We start from the raw sequence: 19,546 nt of genomic DNA, 5'->3' as shown, positions 1-19,546 counted from the left end.
TTTTTGTTTTCAATCAATATTGCTTAGTGGAAAGTAATACTAAAGTACAGGCTTCTTCTACAATAATTCCTGCTGTTTTTGCTTTCTCTTCAAATGCTTCATTTTCTGTTCCAGGGTTAAAAATTATTCTTCTTGGTTTTAGTCCTAATAAATAATCATATAAATCAGGTTGATAATTAGGACCAACGTACAAGGTAATCGTATCTATATTTTTGAAATCAGGATTACTCGTGTTGATTTCTTTTCCTTCAATCTCTCCTACTCTTTTTCCTAATAATTCCACTTCATGTCCCTTGGCTAACAGCATTTTAGTGGCTTTAAATGAATATCTTTCTGTATTTGTTGATGCTCCAACTACTAATGTTTTCATGTTTGTATGATTTTACCAATAATTTATTTTATTTTTAAACATTTTTCAGGAGGCTTTTAGTTCTTCCGAAAATTCAAGACCATTTTTATACAACTTATATGCACATTCCTGATACTTATGATGAATTTAGCCATTTTTGGGCTAATCATCAACAGGAGGCTATTTTGGCGTACACTAGCCAGAAAGACTCCTTTATCGTTGGCTTATTGCCTGAACAATCAGTAGCAATGCCAGCTATTCAACTATTTTATATTTTAGAAAAACGTTTCGGACAAACTGCATTGTACCAAGCTTTAAATCCAGATTTTACTGTTCCAAGTCCTGTTGCTCATCAAAAAGATACATCTTGGATTAAAACGGTCAATATGGTCGGTATTAATGTTCGTACCATTAGTAGTTTTTTTAATGTTGTAAAATATTCTCTTACTTTACCTGCATCGCAATCTTCCATACATTTACTTCCTATTTGGGAATGTGGCGTTGTGGCTAGTTTGTACGGAATGGCAAGTTGGAATATTAATCCTGAATTTTATGATGAAGAATTAGCAAGAGCTTTCCCTCACTTGAATACCGTAGAAAAACAGTTAAAAGTAGTTTGTAATCTTTTACATTTAACTGGTAAAACGGTAGGAATGGATGTAATTCCGCATACGGATAGATACTCTGAAATAGCATTGGCTAATCCTCATTTTTTTGAATGGTTACAAAGAAAAGAGTTTGAAATCATTAATCATGATGCCAACTTACATGAAAAAGTTCAAGAACGTATTCTGGTCTTTCTTCAACAGTTTGGAGCAGTCGTTGACATAGAATATCCAAAAGAACCTGAAGTATTTTTCAATAATCAGTTATTTCCAGAAGAAAAAAGGCTACAAGTACTTTTTGGCGAAAAAAGTAATTTGTGGGGTAGAAATAAAAAAAGAAATCAATTAATCAGCTTTTTATTTAATGAGGGTTATGAGCCTGTACCAGCTACGATGGCTCCGCCTTATAGAGGATTAACAGTTGATAAACGTGAAGAAGCCAAAACAATTGATGAAGACGGCAGAGTATGGAGAGATTATACCATTTCAAAACCCGAAGCAATGTCAAGAGTTTTTGGTCCTTTGGCAAGATTCAAATTGTATGAAAGTTTAGACAACAACCAACATTGGGAAATTGACTTTTCAAGTCCACGAAAAGAAGTTTGGGAATATACGGCAGCAAAATATTTGGGTTTCGCCCAACAGTATAATTTTGATTTCATGCGTGGTGATATGTCGCATGTTCAACTTAGAAAAGAAGGTACTCCAGCCAATCCAGATGAATATTATGACATTCATAAATATATCAAAGGAGTAATTTGTCGAACAAAACCTACTTTTTCGTATTTTGCAGAGAGTTTCTTGGCTCCGCCCAATACAATGGCTTATGGTGTAGAAGAAGAGCACCTTGAAGGTTCTGATGCCGATAGTACTTTAGGCGATTTACAATCAATGACATTGGGTTCTGAAACATTTGTTTCGGCATTCGCCCGTTATCATTCATTATTAAAAACATGTACTTTTGCGCCCAACTTTACCATTATTACAGCCGATAAAGACGACCCAAGATTTGATGAGTTTTACTTGAGAGGAAACGAAATTAGAATGTTCATGGGATTATTTTTAAGTGATATGCCTTCTTATATGAGCTTAGGCTTTGAACAGAGAGACGTCCACTTTAGTCCCGCTCCAAATGAACATTATACTAAATTGTATGTCTTTCAACTTACCGAAGGACCAAAAGCGACGCATTCAAAATATCAATGGGGAAAAAATGCTGAATTATTCAAAGGTTTGACTACCTTGAGAAAAATCTCGGAGGAAATTTGCTCTGCCATAGCAAACCAAAGTACACAGTGGCTTATTGCGCCAGATTTCACTGGAAAAAATAAAGTAATAGCATGGACACAAAGCGAACATCCACAGTATCTATTTATTGTAAACTTGGATACTGAGCATGAAAGTGAAGAAATTTCATTTAAAAATATCGTAGAAGCTAAACATTTAGAGCATATTTTTACTTCTAATAAAAAAAAGGACATCACTTGTAATACAGAAAGTATCCAAATTAATTTATTAGAAAAAGGAGAATATAGTATTTACCGTTATCAATTTTAAAGTAATGAAAAACATCTCATTACTTTAACCCCAGTAATATAACCACAAAAAAAATTTAAGAAAAAAAACCAAATGATCGACAAAAAAACTGCTTTAGGAACCAAAAAAAGCGCAAGCTTTTGGAATGAAAAATGGGTAGATATTCCTTTTAACGAAGTTGAAAATCCACCTGTTTATAAGGTGTCAAACTATGGTCGTTTAAAGAGTTTCCAAAATGACCCAGTTCAAGGAGACATCATTAATGGATCTAAAATTCAAGGATATAAATCGTTGAATATTAGGGCAAAAGGAAATAAGTCATTAAACAGGTATGTTCATAAACTTGTAGCTGAATTCTTTTTAGAAAAACAAAACGAAGAACAGAAATTTGTCATTCATCTTGATCACGACAAACTCAATAATCATTGGGAAAACCTAAAGTGGGTTTCTCGTGATGAAATGACTATTCATAACCGTGAAAATCCTGCGGTGAAAGATAGAGTAATTCCGAAACGTACCAAAAATTACAAATTGACTGAAAGTAAAGTTATCATGATTAAGAAAATGCTTAGGTCAGATAAAAACCGTTTGAAAATGATTGCCAAACAATTTGGTATTACGCATACGCAACTCAACAGAATTCGTTCAGGCGAAAACTGGGGACATGTAAAATTAGAAGATTAATAAAAAATGGGTTTAGAATCTAAAAGTTCTAAACCCATTTTCAATTTGTCTATCAAAGCTACGCTTACTTCACTACAGCCAAGCGACTTACCAAAGTCTCCTCTCCTTTTGCATTCGCAGAAAAAATCAAGTAGATTCCTGTTTCAGCTCTTTTCCCATCTAAAGTTTTTCCACTCCAAACAGCAGTACCGCCGTTGGCTCTGGTTTCATAAACTAAATTTCCTGCAATGTCTGTAATTTTTACGAAGGCATTTTCAACCAATCCTTCAATACCAATTTGTCCTTCAAAATCTGGTCTAACAGGGTTCGGAAACACTTTTACATTCTCTTCAGCTTGATTATTGGTACTTTCGGTAGCAGTACCTCTGTATGAAACCAAACCTTTTGTTGTACGAATAAATACATTTCCTGAACTTTGTTCAAGGGTAATATAGTCAATAGCATTAGAAGGTAAAGGTGAATTACTTTCGGTGAAATTTGTGACTAATTCCGTTCCGTCGGCATTGAATAAAAAGATGCCGTTTAACGTTCCCATCCATTTTCTATTTCCTCCGTCTATGCCTATTGCTGTTACTGTTTCGTTTCCTAACAATCTTCTTCTTTCAAAAACGGGTGTATAAGCATCAAAATTTCTACCAGTAAAAACATTTGCAGGATTATCAAAAACAACTACACCTCTATCAGTACCAACCCACATTTGTCCGTCTTTATCCAATGCCAAAGTTTTCACAGTAGTACTTGGCAAATTGCCAAAACCTACGCCAGTGGTGATGTATTTTTGTTGATTACTGGTGTTTTTTACCATTATACCACCAAAATTATTACTCCTAATCCATGTATTTCCTTCTAAATCTACTACGACAGAATCTTTTCTTTTACTGAATAAAGTATCTAAACTATTCGGACTGTAGGTTTTATAATTTCCTTCGACGTTACTTAAAAGTCCATTTTTATGATCAGCAATCCAATATTTCCCTTGTGAATCTGTCCTTAAAAATTGTGGTGATTGAATTTTGGCATCTGATACTTTTGTAAAAGTCAGCAAATCCATATCCAAAATATTTAGCTGACCATTGGCAATAAGGAAGTATTTGTTGCCTGTAATATGGTTGATGGAGGTTATTTTATCAGAAAGTAATAATACACCAGATAATTTACCATTTTGATAAGAAGATACTCTTCCAGATTCTGCTGCGATAATAAGTCCATTCTGCCAATTTACCAAAGTACTTTGTTCTGCTGTCAGAGTACGCCAATTACCAAAAAATTGTAGATTGATATTACTGGCAAATTTAGCTTTGCGAATGCCGACAGAAGTAGCTAAAAAGATAGAATCACTTGCAAATTCTGTTTTATAAATCTTGATAGCATTACCATTTTCCCCTAAATTTTGATAGGTTTCTTTAATTTCCTCTTTTTCAAGGTCAAGAATTACTAAACCAAAATCATAAGCTAAATAAGCAAGGTTATCTTTGACTGAAATATGATTGACTACTTTACTGCCAAGAATTGAACTAGATTCTTTCAACAAAGAAATATTAGTAATTTTTGAAGGTTCTGCTTTTTCATCAAGTTGCATCAAATCAATATTTCCAGTTTGGTAAGTAAGAATTAGCGTATTTTGATTGACAGCATAAGCAATTTTCACAATGCCAATTTCTGATAAACCATCAATTTTAGAAAGTTTAACTGATTCATTTGCTTTTTTATCATAATAGAAAAAGCCATTTTCTGTTACGCAGTAAATCTTATCTTGAACAATGGCAATATCTTTTGCGCTAGTATAATTGAAGTAAGTTTGCCAAGTACCAATTGGGACTTGTGCTAAAATTTGAGAAGAAATACTGACATTCAATAAGCAAGAAAAAACGAGCAGATTTAAGATAAACCAATGAGAGTTTTTAGGTTTAAAAACTGTTTTGCTTCTTTTTGACACTTCAACAAGCATAAATTTTTATGTTATAAATGAAAACATTTTCTACATCTTGCTTCATAGCTATCGGTTTCGCCTAGCATTACTTGTTCTTTTCCAGCAGCTTTTCTGTATGAATAATTGGCAACGTCTCCACAAACCATACACACTGCATGAACTTTTGTAATGTATTCTGCAATAGCCATAAGCGCTGGCATTGGACCAAAAGGATTGCCTTGAAAATCCATATCCAAACCCGCAATAATTACTCTTTTTCCATTAAATGCCAAAGAGTTTGCTATTTCAACGATTCCTTCATCAAAAAATTGGGTCTCGTCGATACCAACAACATCACAATCACCAGAAAGTAAGAGGATTTCATGCGAAGATTGTATTGGTGTTGAACGAATTGAGGAAGAATTATGCGAAACAATATCTTCATGATGATATCGAACATCAATGGCAGGCTTAAAGATTTCTACTTTTTGTTTGGCTATTTTTGCTCTATTCAATCTACGAATTAACTCCTCTGTTTTACCAGAAAACATTGAGCCACAGACTACTTCTATCCAGCCTGTTTTTTTTCCATTTTGTTGATGTTGGTTATGATACGGTTCAATAAACACTTCGCTAATTATTTTTGGTTCTAAAAAATCTATCTTTTTACGAAGATAAAGAATTTAAAATGGATGATATGAAATTATCTTTTAAAGACAAAAAATTGTAAATTGATTAATAACAAAATAATACAAAAAAGGAGCAAATAAATTGTCTTATTTGAAGATTATTTAGTATTATTGTACTTACTTAACCATAAATCACTAATACAACATGAAAACGATTAATCAATGGCTCGACGAATACGGAGAAAGCCATCAAAACCCCACGAACAAAACTGTTCATTGGATTTGCGTTCCACTCATTTTTTTTAGTCTTTTAGGGCTACTCTATAGCATCAAACTCTCATTCTTTAGTCTCGGTAATATTCAAGGCAACGTTGCATTAATCGTGCTGACACTAACGCTTATTTATTACTTTAATTTATCTAAACCTTTATCCGCTGGAATGTTCCTATTCTCAGCACTTTGTTTATTCATTTGTTATTTAATTGAACATTCCGCTTTTGTGCCACTTTGGCAAGCATGCGTTACCATTTTTGTACTGGCTTGGATTGGGCAATTCTGGGGGCATAAAATTGAAGGAAAAAAACCTTCCTTCTTCAAAGATTTACTCTTTTTAATGATAGGCCCAGCTTGGTTGATGAGCTTTATTTACCAACGTCTGGGTATAAATTATTAAAAATAACAATTGGATAAATTAGACACATTCTAACAGCACTCCTTGTCCTTAAAACTTACCATCCATACTATTTCAGGATAAAACAGTATCAAGTAGTTAATATTTGATACTGTTTTCGTTTTCAGCCATTTAACTGAAAGCATCTCAAATTTCAAACTTAAATCAACCAAAACCATGTTTGTAATTATTTTAGGTATCATCGTTTTAGTAGTAGGCTTTGCTATTAATACTCCTTCTTTATCAATTGCACGTTTTTCTCGCCCAGTTAAAGTTGTTGGAAGTATTATTGTTGGAATCGGTTTTCTCAATGCTGGTGTTAAACAAATTGATGCAGGCGAAGTAGGCGTACAATCATTATTCGGAAATGTAAATCCTAATACTTTATCAAGTGGACTAAACTTTGTAAATCCTTTAGCTGAAGTACAAACCTTTGATACCAAAACGCAAAACTACACGATGTCGGCAATACACGATGAAGGAAGTAAGAACGGCGACGATGCAATCAGGGTACTAACCGCCGATGGTTTAGAAGTAATTATCGACCTAACAGTTTTGTACAGAATTGTTCCTGCCGATGCTCCAAAAATTCTAAAAGAAATTGGCTTAGATTATAACGACAAAGTTGTTCGACCAATCACAAGAACAAAAATCAGAGATAATGCCGTTTATTATGATGCAGTAGCACTTTATTCTACCAAAAGAGATGAATTTCAAACGAGAATCTTCAAATCTATTGAAAAAGATTTATCAAAAAGAGGTTTGTTGCTTGAACAATTATTAATCCGAAATATCAATTTACCAACTTCTGTAAAACAAACGATTGAATCCAAAATTAATGCAGAACAGGAAGCTCAAAAAATGCAATTTATACTCCAGAAAGAAAAACAAGAAGCCGAACGTAAACGAGTTGAAGCACAAGGTATAGCCGATTATCAGAAAATCCTTTCTACTGGTTTAAGTGATAAACAATTGCAATACGAAATGATAAAAGCGCAAAAAGAATTAGCGCTTTCACCCAATGCTAAAGTTATTGTTTTAGGTGGCAAAGGAAATACACCAATAATTCTAGGAGATAAATAAAACAAAAAGCCTGTTTCCGGATTGGAAACAGGCTTTTATTTGAATAGATTTGAAAAATTTCGTTTGATAATTCAAACAATTATTTTCTATCAAATCTTATTTTCCTTGACCATTCGCCAATAATTGGAAGAATTGATCCAATTTAGGAGTTACGATAATTTCAGTTCTACGGTTCAATTTACGTCCAGCAGAATTTTCGTTTGAATCTTTAGGAGCAAATTCAGAACGTCCACCAGCAGTCATACGCTCAGGAGCTACACTAAATTTAGTTTGTAACAAACGAACAACTGAAGTAGCACGCTTAGTACTTAAATCCCAGTTATCTTTCAAACAGTCAGTAGCGATAGGTACACTATCAGTATGACCTTCAACTAAAATATCTAACTCTTTGTGGTCATTCACAACTTTAGCCACTTTTTCTAAAACTGTTTCAGCTTTTGAATTGATAACTGCGCTACCCGATTGGAAAAGCATTTTATCAGAAATTGAGATATACACAACTCCTTTTTTCACTTCTACCGTTACATCATCATCATTTACATCAGCTAATGAACGTTTCAATGTCATTACTAAAGCTAAATTCAAAGAATCTTTACGTTGAACAGAAGAGTTCAAGTCTTTGATGTATTTACTTTGGTCGTTCAAAGTTTCCAAAGATTTTTTGATACTTTCAGCACCAGCTTTGCTCACGATAGAAAGATCCGACATTCTGTCTAACAAATTAGTGTTAGTTTTTTTCAAATAGTCGATTTGATCTTCTAAGCTTTTCAACTGTTTAATCTTAGCTTGCAAATCTCCATCTTTCGATTTCAAATCAGCTTCTAAACTTGCTCTTGTTTTATCACAGTCGTTTAAGTCCGCTTTAGCTTTGGCAAGAGAGCTTTCAGTGCTTGCTTTGAAGTTAGCATATTCCGCTTGAGCAGCTGTTAGTTTTTTCTTACTCACGCACGAAGACATGATTACTATTGATGAGGCAAACAAAATTAATTTTTTCATACTTTTTTAGTTTTAATGCTAATTGCTCTATTAAAATTTGAAACGAAAATACTATAAAAAAATTACATAATTGTCATGATTTGTCTTTAGTATAAGCATAAAAAAGGTCAAATCATGTCAATTTTCATGGATTAGTACGTATATCCCAAAATAAGTCAAAACAAGATTTGATAAGTTCAAAATATTTCCTCTATAAATCTTCAAAGAGTATTTATCCTGAAATTAGACAATCAGGAGAATCTAAAAGTACTAAGTAAAATTCTACGAAATAGGAAATTCTTGCTCAATTTCCCTGACAATTATTCCCTTTTGAGCCTTCTAAGTAACATTCATATTTTCGATTTTGTCAAAAAATTAATACTTTAGGATAAACAAAAATATTAATCATGAAAAAAATTGTACTAACAGCTAGTTTTCTAGCCCTGTTTGGAAACTTCACAAAAGCTCAAAAACTAAATGCAACTGAAAAGAAAATTGTTGACTACATCAATCAACAAATGCCACAAACTGAACAACTCCTCAAAAAGATTGTAAATATCAACAGTGGAACGATGAATACCGAAGGCGTTCGTGAAGTAGGCGGTATTCTCAGAAAAGAATTCGATGAAATTGGCTTTAAAACTGAATGGATTTCACTTCCAGATTCGCTCAACCGTGCGGGGCATTTAGTGGCAGAACGCAAAGGGAATCAAGGTAAAAGAGTATTTTTAATCGGTCATTTAGATACTGTTTTTGAAAAAGCAATGTCTTTCACTCCTTACACTTATCTAAATGATTCTACCGTTACAGGACAAGGAGTAAATGATATGAAAGGTGGCGACATTGTTTTATTAGCTGCCTTGAAAGCACTTCATCAAAATGGTTTACTTGAAAATACTTCACTTACTGCCTATTTCACTGGAGATGAAGAAAGTGCAGGCCGACCAACCAGTATTAGTAGAAAAGATTTTATAGAAAGAGCTCAGAAAAATGAAATTGCTTTAGCTTTTGAAACTGCCGTTAATTTGAATACCGTTGCAACAGCTAGAAGAGGCGCAAGTGGATGGAAATTAAATGTAAAAGGCGTGATGGGGCATTCTTCAACCATTTTTAGTCAACAAGCTGGTTATGGTGCAATTTATGAAGCAGCTAGAATTTTGAATGAATTCAGAGAAAAACTCAGTACTGAGAAATACTTGACTTTCAATCCGGGATTAATTATGGGCGGTTCTGAGATTAACAATAACAATGAGACGATTGGGAAAGATAATATTATTTCTCCAAGAGTAATGGTTTCAGGAGATTTGAGATTTCTTACTGAAACTCAGAAAGAAAATGCTAGAATAAAAATGAAAGAAATTGTTGCTCAAAGCTTGAATAAAACAAAAGCGGAAATTGTTTTCTCAGACGGTATTCCAGCGATGGAACCAACTCCTCAAAACGAACAATTACTGGCTGTTGTCAATAAAGTAAGTTTGGATTTAGGTTTTGGTGAAGTAAAAGCTGGTGACCCTGGTTCAAGAGGCGCAGGTGATATTTCGTACATTGCCAAATATGTTGCTTGTTTGGATGGTTTGGGTGCTTCTGGCAAAGGGGCTCATGCTCCCGGAGAAACTATGAACATTAAAGAATTTCCAAAATTAGTACAAAGAACAGCTTTGCTCATTTATAGATTAACCCGATAAAACAAAAGCGGTTGTTTCAGATTAGAAACAACCACTTTTTTATGATAAACTTTCAGAAAAATTAAGCTACTGTAGAGCTCATTACTTCTGTTTGTTTACGAATTGATTCTAAGTGAACCAATTTGAACAATTCTTCAACGAATTCTGGATACAAGCCTAAACCACTTGCTTGTTTAGCACGGTCAGCATGAACTTGTTTCCAACGATCTAATTGTAATACTGCAACGTTGTTATCACGTTTGTATTCACCTAATTTCTCAACGATAGCCATACGAGCTGCTAATACTTCCATTAATTCACGGTCGATATTATCAATTTTAGCACGCATTGCCGCTAATTCGTCAGTAAATTCAGCACCATAATTTGCTTGACGCACTTCTAATTCACGTAACATTGTTCCTAAAGCTTCAGGAGTCAATTGTTGTGAAGCATCAGACCAAGCAGCATCTGGATCACGGTGAGTTTCGATAATCATCCCGTCATAATTCAAATCAAGAATTCTTTGAGACAATTCCATCAACAACGAACGCTTTCCAGCCATGTGAGATGGGTCACCGATGATAGGTAATTGAGGAAACAAACGTTTCATCTCAACAGCCATTTGCCACATTGGTGAGTTACGATACTTTACTTCTTGAGCATTAGAAAAACCACGGTGAATAGCACCTAATTTTTTAATGCCTGATCCTTGCAAACGTTCAAAAGCACCAACCCAAAGTGCTAAGTCTGGATTTACAGGGTTTTTAACTAATACAGGAATATCAACACCTTTAAGAGCGTCAGCTAAATCTTGTACGTTAAAAGGGTTCACTGTAGTTCTAGCACCAATCCATAATACATCTACTCCATATTTAAGAGCAAGTTCTATGTGTTCAGGAGTTGCTACTTCGATAGCTAATGGTAATCCAGTTTGTTTTTTTGCTTCAACAAGCCATTTTAAAGCTGGTTCTCCCATTCCTTCAAAACTTCCTGGACGTGTGCGTGGTTTCCACACACCTGCACGCATGATATGGGCATATCCTTCTGCTTTAATTCTATTAGCAGTTTCCAACACTTGTTCTTCCGTCTCGGCTGAACATGGACCTGCGATAATCAAGGGTTTGCCGTCAGTTTTTATCCATTCCTGCATCGGCACTACATCTAAATTTGCGTTCATTTGGCAAACAGTATTAAGTAAAATCAACTGCTATTATCTATACTCTATCAATTTCTCATTCTCTAAGATTCTAAAATCTTCAAAAAAATTAATTTTTTTTCAAACAACAGTTAACAAATTTTCAAAACATTATTTTGTAACAAACAGTATCAACCTCCATAATATTTCATTTAATATTGTAAAAGCTTTATTTAAATTTGATTAAGCTCTCCCTCTAAAATCTGAGTAAATACTAAACTAAAAAATTTAATCCGATAAAATTTGTTTTTGTATTATTCTAATATGCTATATTTGCACGTTTTAGTAAAACAACTGACGACGCTCTAAATCATATTAAACTGATTATCAATCAATAAATTATCATTCAGTTTTAATTTATATACGATTATTCGTCTGTAACATGACCAAAATGCCAGCCACATCAACCCTTAAGGAGTCCACAAAAGTTAGTTTTGAAGATACTTCAATCGCTTTTTCTTCAAAATCTAACTTACAATTGAAGAAGATTTATTTAATCTTCGCAAGTATGAACCAGAATTGGCTCGTAAAGTTAGGGACTTTTTTTATCAAACTCTTTATTTTTCTTCATTTTCCCATAAAAAAACTCATAAAAGTTACTGTGTTTGAACAGTTTTGTGGTGGAGAAACTTTGCACGAATGTAATAAGACAATAGAAAATTTGGACAAATCTCATATTGGCACAATATTAGACTATTCAGTAGAGGGCGAAGACAATGAAAAAAGTTTTGACAAAACTACTCAAGAAGTATTGTTAACGATTGAAAAAGCCAACGAGAACATTTCTATTCCTTTCGCAGTATTCAAAGTAACAGGTATTGCAAGTATGGATTTACTTGAAAAAATCCAGAATGAGGAAGAATTAGATAATGATGACAAAGCCGCTTTCGAAAGAGTAAGAGAAAGAATGAACATCCTTTGCGGAAGAGCTCATGCTTTGAAAGTAAGAATCTTTGTTGATGCTGAAGAATCTTGGATTCAAGATACTATCGACACCCTTACTTATGGAATGATGGAAAAATACAACCAAGAGGTTTGTATTGTTTATAATACTTTCCAGATGTATCGTAAAGATATGTTGCAAAATTTGAAAGATGCTACTCAACATGCTCGTGAAAGTAATTTCCTTTTAGGTGTAAAATTGGTAAGAGGCGCTTACATGGAAAAAGAACGTCAGCGTTCACACGAAGAAAATTATTGTGAACCTGTTCATGAAACAAAAGCTGCAACCGACCACGACTATAATTTAGGTGTTGATTTTTGCGTAGAAAACAGAAATATCATTTCGCTTTGTGTAGGTACTCATAACGAATTTAGTTGTAAACATTTGGTTGATTTGATGCAAAAAAATCAAATAGCTCCTGCCGACAAACACTTCTATTTCGCTCAACTTTTGGGGATGTCGGATAATATTTCGTACAACCTTTCAAAAGCTGGCTATAATGTAGCAAAATATGTTCCTTATGGTCCAGTAGAAGCTGTAATGCCATATTTGTTCCGTCGTGCAGATGAAAACACTTCTGTTTCTGGACAAGCAAGTAGAGAATTTACTTTAATTAAACGTGAAATTGTGAGAAGAAAAAGACTAGCTTTTCACAAAAAATAATATTATTTGAAGCTATTATACTTTTAGATTAAATATTTCGTCACAAAGACAGTTAACATAAGTGTTTCTGACTTTGTGACTTTTATTTTGTAACTTGCGAAGATTATCATTTTCATTAAAATCCAACAATTCATATCAGTTTTTCCAACCAATCGCTCAAATTCAATATGTTTCGTTCCCCATATAAATACTTTTGGCTTACCTTTTTGCTTATTGTTATTGACCAAATTATTAAAGTAGCTGTTCATAAATATTTGCAATATGAAGGTAATGAAGTACCAATTATTGGTAATTTATTCAAGTTGCATTATGTATTAAACAAAGGGATGGCATTTGGGATGACCCTCGAATTTATTCCTAAGCCATACGGCAAAATAGTTTTAAGTTTGTTTAGAATAGTGGCGATGTTTGGAATTGGCGCTTACTTGGTATCATTGGCACGTAAAAAAGCTCATGTAGGTTTGTTGTGGAGTATTGCTGCCATTTTAGGTGGAGCCATTGGGAATGTGGTTGATAGTACTTTTTATGGAATCATCTTCCATAATGCCCCTTTAGATTCTCCTACCCCTTGGTTTCATGGACAAGTAATTGATATGTTCTTTTTTGATATTTATCAAGGTTGGTTACCTGACTGGTTACCTATTTGGGGAGGAACTTGGTATTCAACACCAATTTTCAATTTTGCAGATGCTTCTATTTTTTGTGGTGTTGTAACTATTTTGATTTTCCAGAATAAATTCTTTGAAGAACCAAAAGTTAAAAACGAAACTGTAACATCTGAAAATGAAGTTAATGCAGATGATAATGAAGTAAGTACATTTGAAAATATTGACACTGATTTACAGGAAGAAACAACAGAAGAATCAGAAAGTAAACCTCAAGAATAACAAATAAAATTTTGTTTGAGTATAAAATGAAATCAGAAATTATATTATCAATACTTTGGATAGTTTATGGTGTTTTCCATAGTTTAACTGCCACTGAAAGTTTTAAAAATCTTCTTAAATCAATTTTGGGAAGATTTTCTATTTATTATCGACTGATTTATAACATCTTAGCAGTTATATTAATATTACCTATTATTAAATTTCAGCTTGATTCTCCAACAGAATTATTGTTAGAAAAATCAATCATGAATCAAATTTTGGGAGGTTTAATGATGGGCTCAGGAATATTTCTTGGCTTTTCAGCTTTAAAACAATATGATTTATCTGAGTTTTTAGGAACAGATGTTCTCAAAGATTCAAATAAAAAGAAACAGCCATTATTAATTAAAGATGAACTATCATCCATCGTTCGTCATCCACTTTATTTGGGGATATTGATTTTTTTGTGGGGAGCTTTTGGCTTTTTCGGAACATCCTTGCATTTAGTTACGGCAATCAGCTTAACTTTTTATATCAGGATTGGGATTCATTTTGAAGAAAAAAGATTAGTAAAGGAATTTGGGAAGCAATATGAAAAATATCAAAAAGAAGTACCGATGTTGATTCCTAAAATAAGTGATGGAAAATAAACCATCACTTAATGATTGGTAAGGTTTCTGAAAACTTCTTCCATTGTTTTTCCAGAAGTTTTCAAGACCGAAAGCGAACTATCATTTACGATTTTTCCGTGATTAATGATGACTACTCTATCACAAATCGCTTCTACTTCCTGCATGATATGCGTTGAAAAAACAACTGTTTTTTCTTTTCCAATATTTCTAATAACGCCTCTAATTTCAGCTAATTGATTTGGGTCAAGTCCAGTAGTAGGTTCATCTAAAATCAGCACTTTAGGGTCATGAATAAGTGCTTGCGCTAAGCCAACACGTTGACGATAGCCTTTTGATAATTGCCCGATTTTCTTTTTCTGCTCTAGTGTAAGTCCTACTAAATCAATTACTTCAGCAATTCTATTTTGCAGTTTTTGTCCTTTTATCTGATAAAGTCCGCCCACAAATTCCAGAAATTCCTTCACATACATTTCTAAATATAAAGGATTGTGTTCTGGTAAATAACCGATATTTTTTCGTACTTCCATCGCATCTTGCTTTACATCGTAGCCACAAACTTCAACTTTTCCTGAAGTAGCAGTAAGATAACAAGTAGCGATTTTCATCGTTGTGGATTTTCCAGCACCATTTGGGCCTAAAAAGCCAACGATTTCACCCTGATTTGCTTCGAAAGAAATATCATTTACGGCACTTTGCGTACCATAAATCTTCACTAAATTCTGAATTTTTAAAGACATAAATTGAAAGGTAAGAATATGATAAAATTCAGGAATGAATGAAAGTTTTATTCCTGAATTCTTTGTTTGCAACAATTATTGTCCAAACATACTTCCTAAATCCATTCCAGGAATATTTGGCATCAAACCTTGGGTAGCTTTTTGAAGATGGTCTTTGATTTTATCTTCAATATTTTCCATTGCATTATTGGTAGCGGCTACAATTAGATCTTGTAAAACTTCACGGTCAGAAGGTTTAAGTAAGTCTTCATCAATTTCAATTTTCAAGATTTGTTTTTTCCCATTTACCGTAGCAATTACCATCCCTGCTCCTGCTTCACCAGTTTCAACAATTGTAACTAATGATTCTTGAGCCTCTTTCATTTTCGCTTGGAGGTCTTTCACTTTTCCAAGCATTCCCATCATATCAAACATAATCTTCGTATTTTTTGGTAATAAATTTTCTTTGCAAGTTACAACACTATTCATTTAACACAAAAAAGAAAACTCATGTTGCGCATGAGTTTTCTTTTGAAAAAATTTAATTTCTAGTAAGTCAAAAATAATGTTCCTTCCTTAGTAATCATTTGTCCTGTAGCATCTTCTACTTCTAATTTATACACATACATTCCTTGCAATGCTTTTTCACCATTCTTCAAAGTACCATCCCAACCTAACTGAGAATTATTTGGATAATTATCGGTTTCTCCATAAAAAACAGGATTTCCCCAACGATCATAAATACTCATTTTTAGTTTTTGGACAAATCTACCATAAACAATAAATTGATCATTCACGCCATCATTATTAGGTGTAAAGGCATCAGGACTCAATAAAAGTGATGGTCGATAAATTCTTACAATGTTAGAATGAGTATTTTGACTAATACTTCCTGTAGTAGGTTTAGCTTCGATTTGAAGATAAATTACTTGCCCTTCGCTATCTGGCAAACCCTGTGCATTAAAAGCATAAGTATTTTTCAGGTTATTTGCCAAAGGTTTTATTACTAGTCGAGTGGCAGGGTCAATTTTATTAACCCGATAAAAATCAGTTGCAATCGAAAATGATGATTCTGGCGTCCAGTTAATAACAGAAACTGATGAGGATAAGAAAATACTACAAACTTTTTCAGATGGCACCGACTCTCTGTCACACAAATCTTTCCAAGTCATATAATAACAGAAAGATTGTTTATTTATATCAGCTGTGGCATCACCAATTGTATTGGTTGTCGGTACTGTTGCTTGCAAAAATTGATAAGAACCGTTATAAGAATCTGCCCGATAAAAACGGTATTCTAGCATTTCAGTTGGAGTGGGTTCATCAGTACCCGATTCAAAAAAACCCTTGACGTTGATTAAATTATTTGTTGCTTGAACATCAGCGAAAACATTGGCAATTTTAGCAAGCGGTTTTGTTGAAGTAGCTTTAATTCTCAAGAGTTGAGATGTAGATTTTTGTCCATAATTAGTAATAACTCTGTAGATATAATCTTTCCCACAAACAACATCATCGTCGGTAAGCGTAAGCGTTGAAATATTATTAATTGCTGGAAAAAATTTATCAATTGTTACTCCGTCAGTTAATAATCTTTCAACACGGTAGTCGTTATAGACTCCTCCAGTGACATTTGTTAAAGCTCTTAACCAAGAAACCTGAACCGCACTGTTGACCATCGCTAAATTTGCTGGTGTAGTACAAACCTCTTCACTGCTTAAATTAGCAAGGTTAACATTTGTTGTTATAGGACAATTGGCGTCAACAGCCTCAGTTCTAAAGCAATATTGTCTGTTAGCATTTGGTACAATTACTCTAACTTTATCAAATGTAGTCGTTGAAGTAGAAGTATAATTTGATACAGGATTTGTATAATCATAATTAACCGTTGTGAGTGGGTCTCTCATAAATACTTTTCGCTGAATATTATTTTGGGCAAAAACAGCCATTTCAAATTCACGCTGAGTAGCAGTACCAGTAATTGAAGAAATTAAAGGACGTGCAATCGTATTTCCAGTCATTGAAATTGAGGGAGAAGTATAAGTTGGAGCTGGGCAAGTTCCCGTTTTAGATTGTCCTACGATTGTAATTATTCTGTCAAAATTACCCGGAATTGGTCCACTAGATACAGTCTGTGGATACGATGTAGGTTTTACATTAAAAGTAGGGTTAAATAAACTTCCAACAGCCGAAAATGTCACATCATATTCATCGTAATTATTGTTTGGGTCAGCCTCCAATTTCAACCTAATTAAATTGCCTGCACAAACACTATAAGTAGCTACTGGAGTACTTGGCTTAATAATTTCAATAACTTGGCAAGCATGATGATAATCATTTATCGTTCCACTTCCAGAATTATCTCCTTGAGTAATTACATAAATTCCCGGGCCGGTGTACCAAGACGATGACGCATTTATTGTAACAGAAGCATCTCCACCAACGGTGCTATAACTAGCACTTGCAGTACTTGGCGTTGAAGGCGGAACAGACAGGGAATTGTACTGAGCTACTGGCATCAACCAGTAATTAACACCATTTGTACTGGTAGCATTAATTGTATTTTTTAAAGTTACAGTCTCTCCTTCACAAATTTTAACTGGGATATTATTAGAGGCTGTACTATTACCATCGCCATCACCTGTCACTTGTACTTTAATGCCGTTAATACTGAACTCTCCTTGTGCAGTTCCGGGTGGCTCAGCTTTATTTTTACATTGCGCATAAACATTAACAGACATCAGTATTATAACAAGCTGAGTCATCAATGTTTTTACAATTTTATTCAAAATCATATTCATTTATACAAAGTAAATTTCTTCAATACTATACGCAAAAATTGTGCTATAAACTTTTCAAGACTTTTGATTCAGGAATATTTTCTAGTTTATTCCAACAAATTACGACACAAAATCTATTAGAACTGTCAATAACAGATAGAAAGATGATGGATTAAGCTGTTGAAAATTGCCTTAACAAACAAATTTATTACATATTTTTGACTATCCGAGGCTTTAATCTTTAACGCAACGGAACAAAAAATCGTACCTTTGAGGTTATAAAAATACAAGTGAATTGTAATGATGCAGCAACCTCTGAGCCTAGATTCAAGATTTTACCAAGAAAACAATGTCAAAGATAAAATTAGATAGTATCGAAGAGGCGATTGAAGCAATTCGCCAAGGACAAATTATCATCGTTGCCGACGATGAAGATCGTGAAAACGAAGGAGATATGATTTGCGCTTCTGAAGCAATGACTCCTGAATTAGCCAATTTTATGATTCGTGAAGGACGTGGCTTGATGTGTGTTACACTCACCGAAGACCGTTGCAAAGAATTGGATTTAACCATGATGGTTGGTTCAAATACAGCTACTCACGAAACACCATTTACTGTTTCTGTAGATTTATTGGGAAATGGCTGTACAACAGGTATTTCAGCACATGATCGCTCTAAAACGATTCAGGCTTTGGTAGATGAAAAAACTAGACCTGAAGATTTAGGCAGACCAGGGCATATATTCCCCTTGAAAGCAAGAACAGAAGGTGTTCTTCGCAGAACTGGGCATACGGAAGCTGCCATGGATTTTGCTAAATTGGCAGGTTTCAAACCTTCTGGAGTATTGATTGAAGTATTGAACGAAGATGGAACGATGGCTCGTTTACCAGATTTAAGAGCGATTGCCGATAAATTTGATTTGAAATTAGTAACCATCAAAGATTTAGTAGAGTATCGTTTAAAGCATGAAAGTCTAATCAAACGTGAAATTGGCGTTGATTTACCAACTGAGTTTGGTCATTTTGATTTAATTGCTTTCAAACAAATTAACACTGGTGAAACACATTTAGCTTTAGTAAAAGGTACTTGGGAAAAAGATGAACCTGTTTTAGTACGTGTTCATAGTTCATGTATTACAGGTGATATTTTTGGTTCTTGTCGTTGTGACTGTGGAGAGCAATTACACCATGCGATGGAAATTGTAGAAAAAGAAGGCAAAGGAGTAATTTTATACATGTTCCAAGAAGGTAGAGGAATTGGTTTAATCAACAAACTAAAAGCCTACAAACTACAAGAAATGGGACGTGATACAGTGGAGGCTAATCTTGAATTAGGCTTTAAAATGGACCAAAGAGATTACGGAGTAGGTGCTTCTATTTTAAGAGATTTAGGTTTAAGTAAAATCCGTTTGATTTCGAATAATCCAAAGAAAAGAGCTGCTTTATTAGGTTATGGTTTAGAAATTGTGGAAACAGTACCTATTGAAATTGACTCAAATCCTCATAATGAAAGCTATCTTAAAACAAAAAGAGATAAAATGGGTCACACCATTATGGGACATAAGTAAAAAATTAGGGCTTAGTTTGATTCTCTAGAAAATTGAATTTGTCACTTTTATAATAAAATCCACTCAGATGATGAGTGGATTTT

17 protein-coding genes are annotated in these 19,546 nt (G+C 33.8%); 9 read left to right on the top strand and 8 right to left on the bottom strand.

The genetic code is table 11. The features are described from left to right. Window positions 1-13 precede the first annotated feature (13 nt). Window positions 14-370, bottom strand: coding sequence for a CoA-binding protein (locus VB798_RS16315; protein ID WP_323260221.1), 357 nt, complete (start codon window positions 368-370; stop codon window positions 14-16). Window positions 371-468: 98 nt separating this feature from the next. On the opposite strand from VB798_RS16315, the gene VB798_RS16310 reads away from it, so the two are divergent. After that, window positions 469-2,511 carry a hypothetical protein gene (locus VB798_RS16310; protein ID WP_323260219.1) on the top strand — a complete coding sequence of 681 codons (2,043 nt, stop codon included), beginning with the start codon at window positions 469-471 and terminating at the stop codon, window positions 2,509-2,511. Window positions 2,512-2,583: 72 nt separating this feature from the next. Further along, on the top strand, window positions 2,584-3,174 hold the full coding sequence (locus tag VB798_RS16305) for an HNH endonuclease (RefSeq protein ID WP_323260217.1): 591 nt from the start codon (window positions 2,584-2,586) through the stop codon (window positions 3,172-3,174). A 64-nt stretch (window positions 3,175-3,238) separates the two neighbouring features. Here the strand turns inward: VB798_RS16305 and porZ are convergent, their stop codons facing one another. Together porZ and VB798_RS16295 are read right to left on the bottom strand one after the other, a co-directional pair. Next, complete coding sequence (gene porZ, locus VB798_RS16300) at window positions 3,239-5,122, bottom strand: type IX secretion system anionic LPS delivery protein PorZ (protein WP_323260215.1); 1,884 nt, start codon at window positions 5,120-5,122, stop codon at window positions 3,239-3,241. Window positions 5,123-5,133: 11 nt separating this feature from the next. Then, a complete protein-coding gene (locus tag VB798_RS16295) occupies window positions 5,134-5,712 on the bottom strand; it encodes a thymidine kinase (RefSeq protein ID WP_323260213.1) in 579 nt (192 codons plus the stop codon). A 205-nt stretch (window positions 5,713-5,917) separates the two neighbouring features. On the opposite strand from VB798_RS16295, the gene VB798_RS16290 reads away from it, so the two are divergent. Together VB798_RS16290 and VB798_RS16285 are read left to right on the top strand one after the other, a co-directional pair. Continuing rightward, the gene (locus tag VB798_RS16290) at window positions 5,918-6,385 is read left to right on the top strand and encodes an Mpo1 family 2-hydroxy fatty acid dioxygenase (RefSeq protein ID WP_323260211.1); all 468 of its coding nucleotides are present in this window, start codon (window positions 5,918-5,920) and stop codon (window positions 6,383-6,385) included. Between the two features lie 174 nt (window positions 6,386-6,559). After that, window positions 6,560-7,465, top strand: coding sequence for a prohibitin family protein (locus VB798_RS16285; protein WP_323260209.1), 906 nt, complete (start codon window positions 6,560-6,562; stop codon window positions 7,463-7,465). 96 nt (window positions 7,466-7,561) lie between these two features. On the opposite strand, the gene VB798_RS16280 is transcribed toward VB798_RS16285, so the two are convergent. Continuing rightward, window positions 7,562-8,461: an OmpA/MotB family protein gene (locus VB798_RS16280; RefSeq protein ID WP_323260207.1), complete on the bottom strand. Its 900-nt coding sequence runs from the start codon at window positions 8,459-8,461 to the stop codon at window positions 7,562-7,564. Between the two features lie 386 nt (window positions 8,462-8,847). Here VB798_RS16280 and VB798_RS16275 point away from each other — a divergent pair, with 386 nt between their 5' ends. Further along, complete coding sequence (locus VB798_RS16275; protein ID WP_323260205.1) at window positions 8,848-10,125, top strand: M20/M25/M40 family metallo-hydrolase; 1,278 nt, start codon at window positions 8,848-8,850, stop codon at window positions 10,123-10,125. Between the two features lie 61 nt (window positions 10,126-10,186). On the opposite strand, the gene VB798_RS16270 is transcribed toward VB798_RS16275, so the two are convergent. Then, window positions 10,187-11,281 (bottom strand): chorismate mutase, encoded by a 1,095-nt coding sequence (locus VB798_RS16270; RefSeq protein ID WP_323260203.1) that lies wholly within the window; start codon window positions 11,279-11,281, stop codon window positions 10,187-10,189. Window positions 11,282-11,690: 409 nt separating this feature from the next. On the opposite strand from VB798_RS16270, the gene VB798_RS16265 reads away from it, so the two are divergent. The 3 genes from VB798_RS16265 to VB798_RS16255 all read left to right on the top strand — a co-directional run bounded on the left by VB798_RS16265 (window position 11,691) and on the right by VB798_RS16255 (window position 14,421). Beyond that, window positions 11,691-12,905, top strand: coding sequence for a proline dehydrogenase family protein (locus VB798_RS16265; protein ID WP_323260202.1), 1,215 nt, complete (start codon window positions 11,691-11,693; stop codon window positions 12,903-12,905). A gap of 167 nt (window positions 12,906-13,072) precedes the next feature. Next, window positions 13,073-13,792, top strand: coding sequence for a lipoprotein signal peptidase (locus VB798_RS16260; protein WP_323260199.1), 720 nt, complete (start codon window positions 13,073-13,075; stop codon window positions 13,790-13,792). A gap of 26 nt (window positions 13,793-13,818) precedes the next feature. Beyond that, complete coding sequence (locus tag VB798_RS16255) at window positions 13,819-14,421, top strand: methyltransferase family protein (RefSeq protein WP_323260197.1); 603 nt, start codon at window positions 13,819-13,821, stop codon at window positions 14,419-14,421. A gap of 8 nt (window positions 14,422-14,429) precedes the next feature. Here the strand turns inward: VB798_RS16255 and gldA are convergent, their stop codons facing one another. From gldA to VB798_RS16240, 3 genes are all read right to left on the bottom strand, one after another. Then, entirely contained in the window at window positions 14,430-15,140 is a 711-nt protein-coding gene (gene gldA, locus VB798_RS16250) for a gliding motility-associated ABC transporter ATP-binding subunit GldA (RefSeq protein WP_323260195.1), read from the bottom strand. Window positions 15,141-15,215: 75 nt separating this feature from the next. Next, on the bottom strand, window positions 15,216-15,554 hold the full coding sequence (locus VB798_RS16245) for a YbaB/EbfC family nucleoid-associated protein (protein ID WP_323260193.1): 339 nt from the start codon (window positions 15,552-15,554) through the stop codon (window positions 15,216-15,218). Window positions 15,555-15,667: 113 nt separating this feature from the next. Next, window positions 15,668-17,881 carry a T9SS type B sorting domain-containing protein gene (locus VB798_RS16240; protein ID WP_323260191.1) on the bottom strand — a complete coding sequence of 738 codons (2,214 nt, stop codon included), beginning with the start codon at window positions 17,879-17,881 and terminating at the stop codon, window positions 15,668-15,670. A gap of 364 nt (window positions 17,882-18,245) precedes the next feature. On the opposite strand from VB798_RS16240, the gene VB798_RS16235 reads away from it, so the two are divergent. Next, a complete protein-coding gene (locus VB798_RS16235) occupies window positions 18,246-19,463 on the top strand; it encodes a bifunctional 3,4-dihydroxy-2-butanone-4-phosphate synthase/GTP cyclohydrolase II (RefSeq protein WP_323260188.1) in 1,218 nt (405 codons plus the stop codon). Window positions 19,464-19,546: the final 83 nt, after the last annotated feature.

Origin of the sequence: Arcicella lustrica, from assembly GCF_034930985.1 — a bacterium.
GTDB lineage: Bacteria > Bacteroidota > Bacteroidia > Cytophagales > Spirosomataceae > Arcicella > Arcicella lustrica.
The sequence above is the reverse complement of the archived record's forward strand: the minus strand, read 5'-3'. Positions and strand labels throughout refer to the sequence as shown.

Coding starts and splice junctions, on each gene's coding strand:
- VB798_RS16315 (WP_323260221.1), bottom strand. CDS start 370: ATGAAAACATTAGTAGTTGGAGCATCAACAAATACAGAAAGATATTCA.
- VB798_RS16310 (WP_323260219.1), top strand. CDS start 469: ATGCACATTCCTGATACTTATGATGAATTTAGCCATTTTTGGGCTAAT.
- VB798_RS16305 (WP_323260217.1), top strand. CDS start 2,584: ATGATCGACAAAAAAACTGCTTTAGGAACCAAAAAAAGCGCAAGCTTT.
- porZ (WP_323260215.1), bottom strand. CDS start 5,122: ATGCTTGTTGAAGTGTCAAAAAGAAGCAAAACAGTTTTTAAACCTAAA.
- VB798_RS16290 (WP_323260211.1), top strand. CDS start 5,918: ATGAAAACGATTAATCAATGGCTCGACGAATACGGAGAAAGCCATCAA.
- VB798_RS16285 (WP_323260209.1), top strand. CDS start 6,560: ATGTTTGTAATTATTTTAGGTATCATCGTTTTAGTAGTAGGCTTTGCT.
- VB798_RS16280 (WP_323260207.1), bottom strand. CDS start 8,461: ATGAAAAAATTAATTTTGTTTGCCTCATCAATAGTAATCATGTCTTCG.
- VB798_RS16275 (WP_323260205.1), top strand. CDS start 8,848: ATGAAAAAAATTGTACTAACAGCTAGTTTTCTAGCCCTGTTTGGAAAC.
- VB798_RS16270 (WP_323260203.1), bottom strand. CDS start 11,281: ATGAACGCAAATTTAGATGTAGTGCCGATGCAGGAATGGATAAAAACT.
- VB798_RS16265 (WP_323260202.1), top strand. CDS start 11,691: ATGCCAGCCACATCAACCCTTAAGGAGTCCACAAAAGTTAGTTTTGAA.
- VB798_RS16260 (WP_323260199.1), top strand. CDS start 13,073: ATGTTTCGTTCCCCATATAAATACTTTTGGCTTACCTTTTTGCTTATT.
- VB798_RS16255 (WP_323260197.1), top strand. CDS start 13,819: ATGAAATCAGAAATTATATTATCAATACTTTGGATAGTTTATGGTGTT.
- gldA (WP_323260195.1), bottom strand. CDS start 15,140: ATGTCTTTAAAAATTCAGAATTTAGTGAAGATTTATGGTACGCAAAGT.
- VB798_RS16245 (WP_323260193.1), bottom strand. CDS start 15,554: ATGTTTGATATGATGGGAATGCTTGGAAAAGTGAAAGACCTCCAAGCG.
- VB798_RS16240 (WP_323260191.1), bottom strand. CDS start 17,881: ATGACTCAGCTTGTTATAATACTGATGTCTGTTAATGTTTATGCGCAA.
- VB798_RS16235 (WP_323260188.1), top strand. CDS start 18,246: ATGTCAAAGATAAAATTAGATAGTATCGAAGAGGCGATTGAAGCAATT.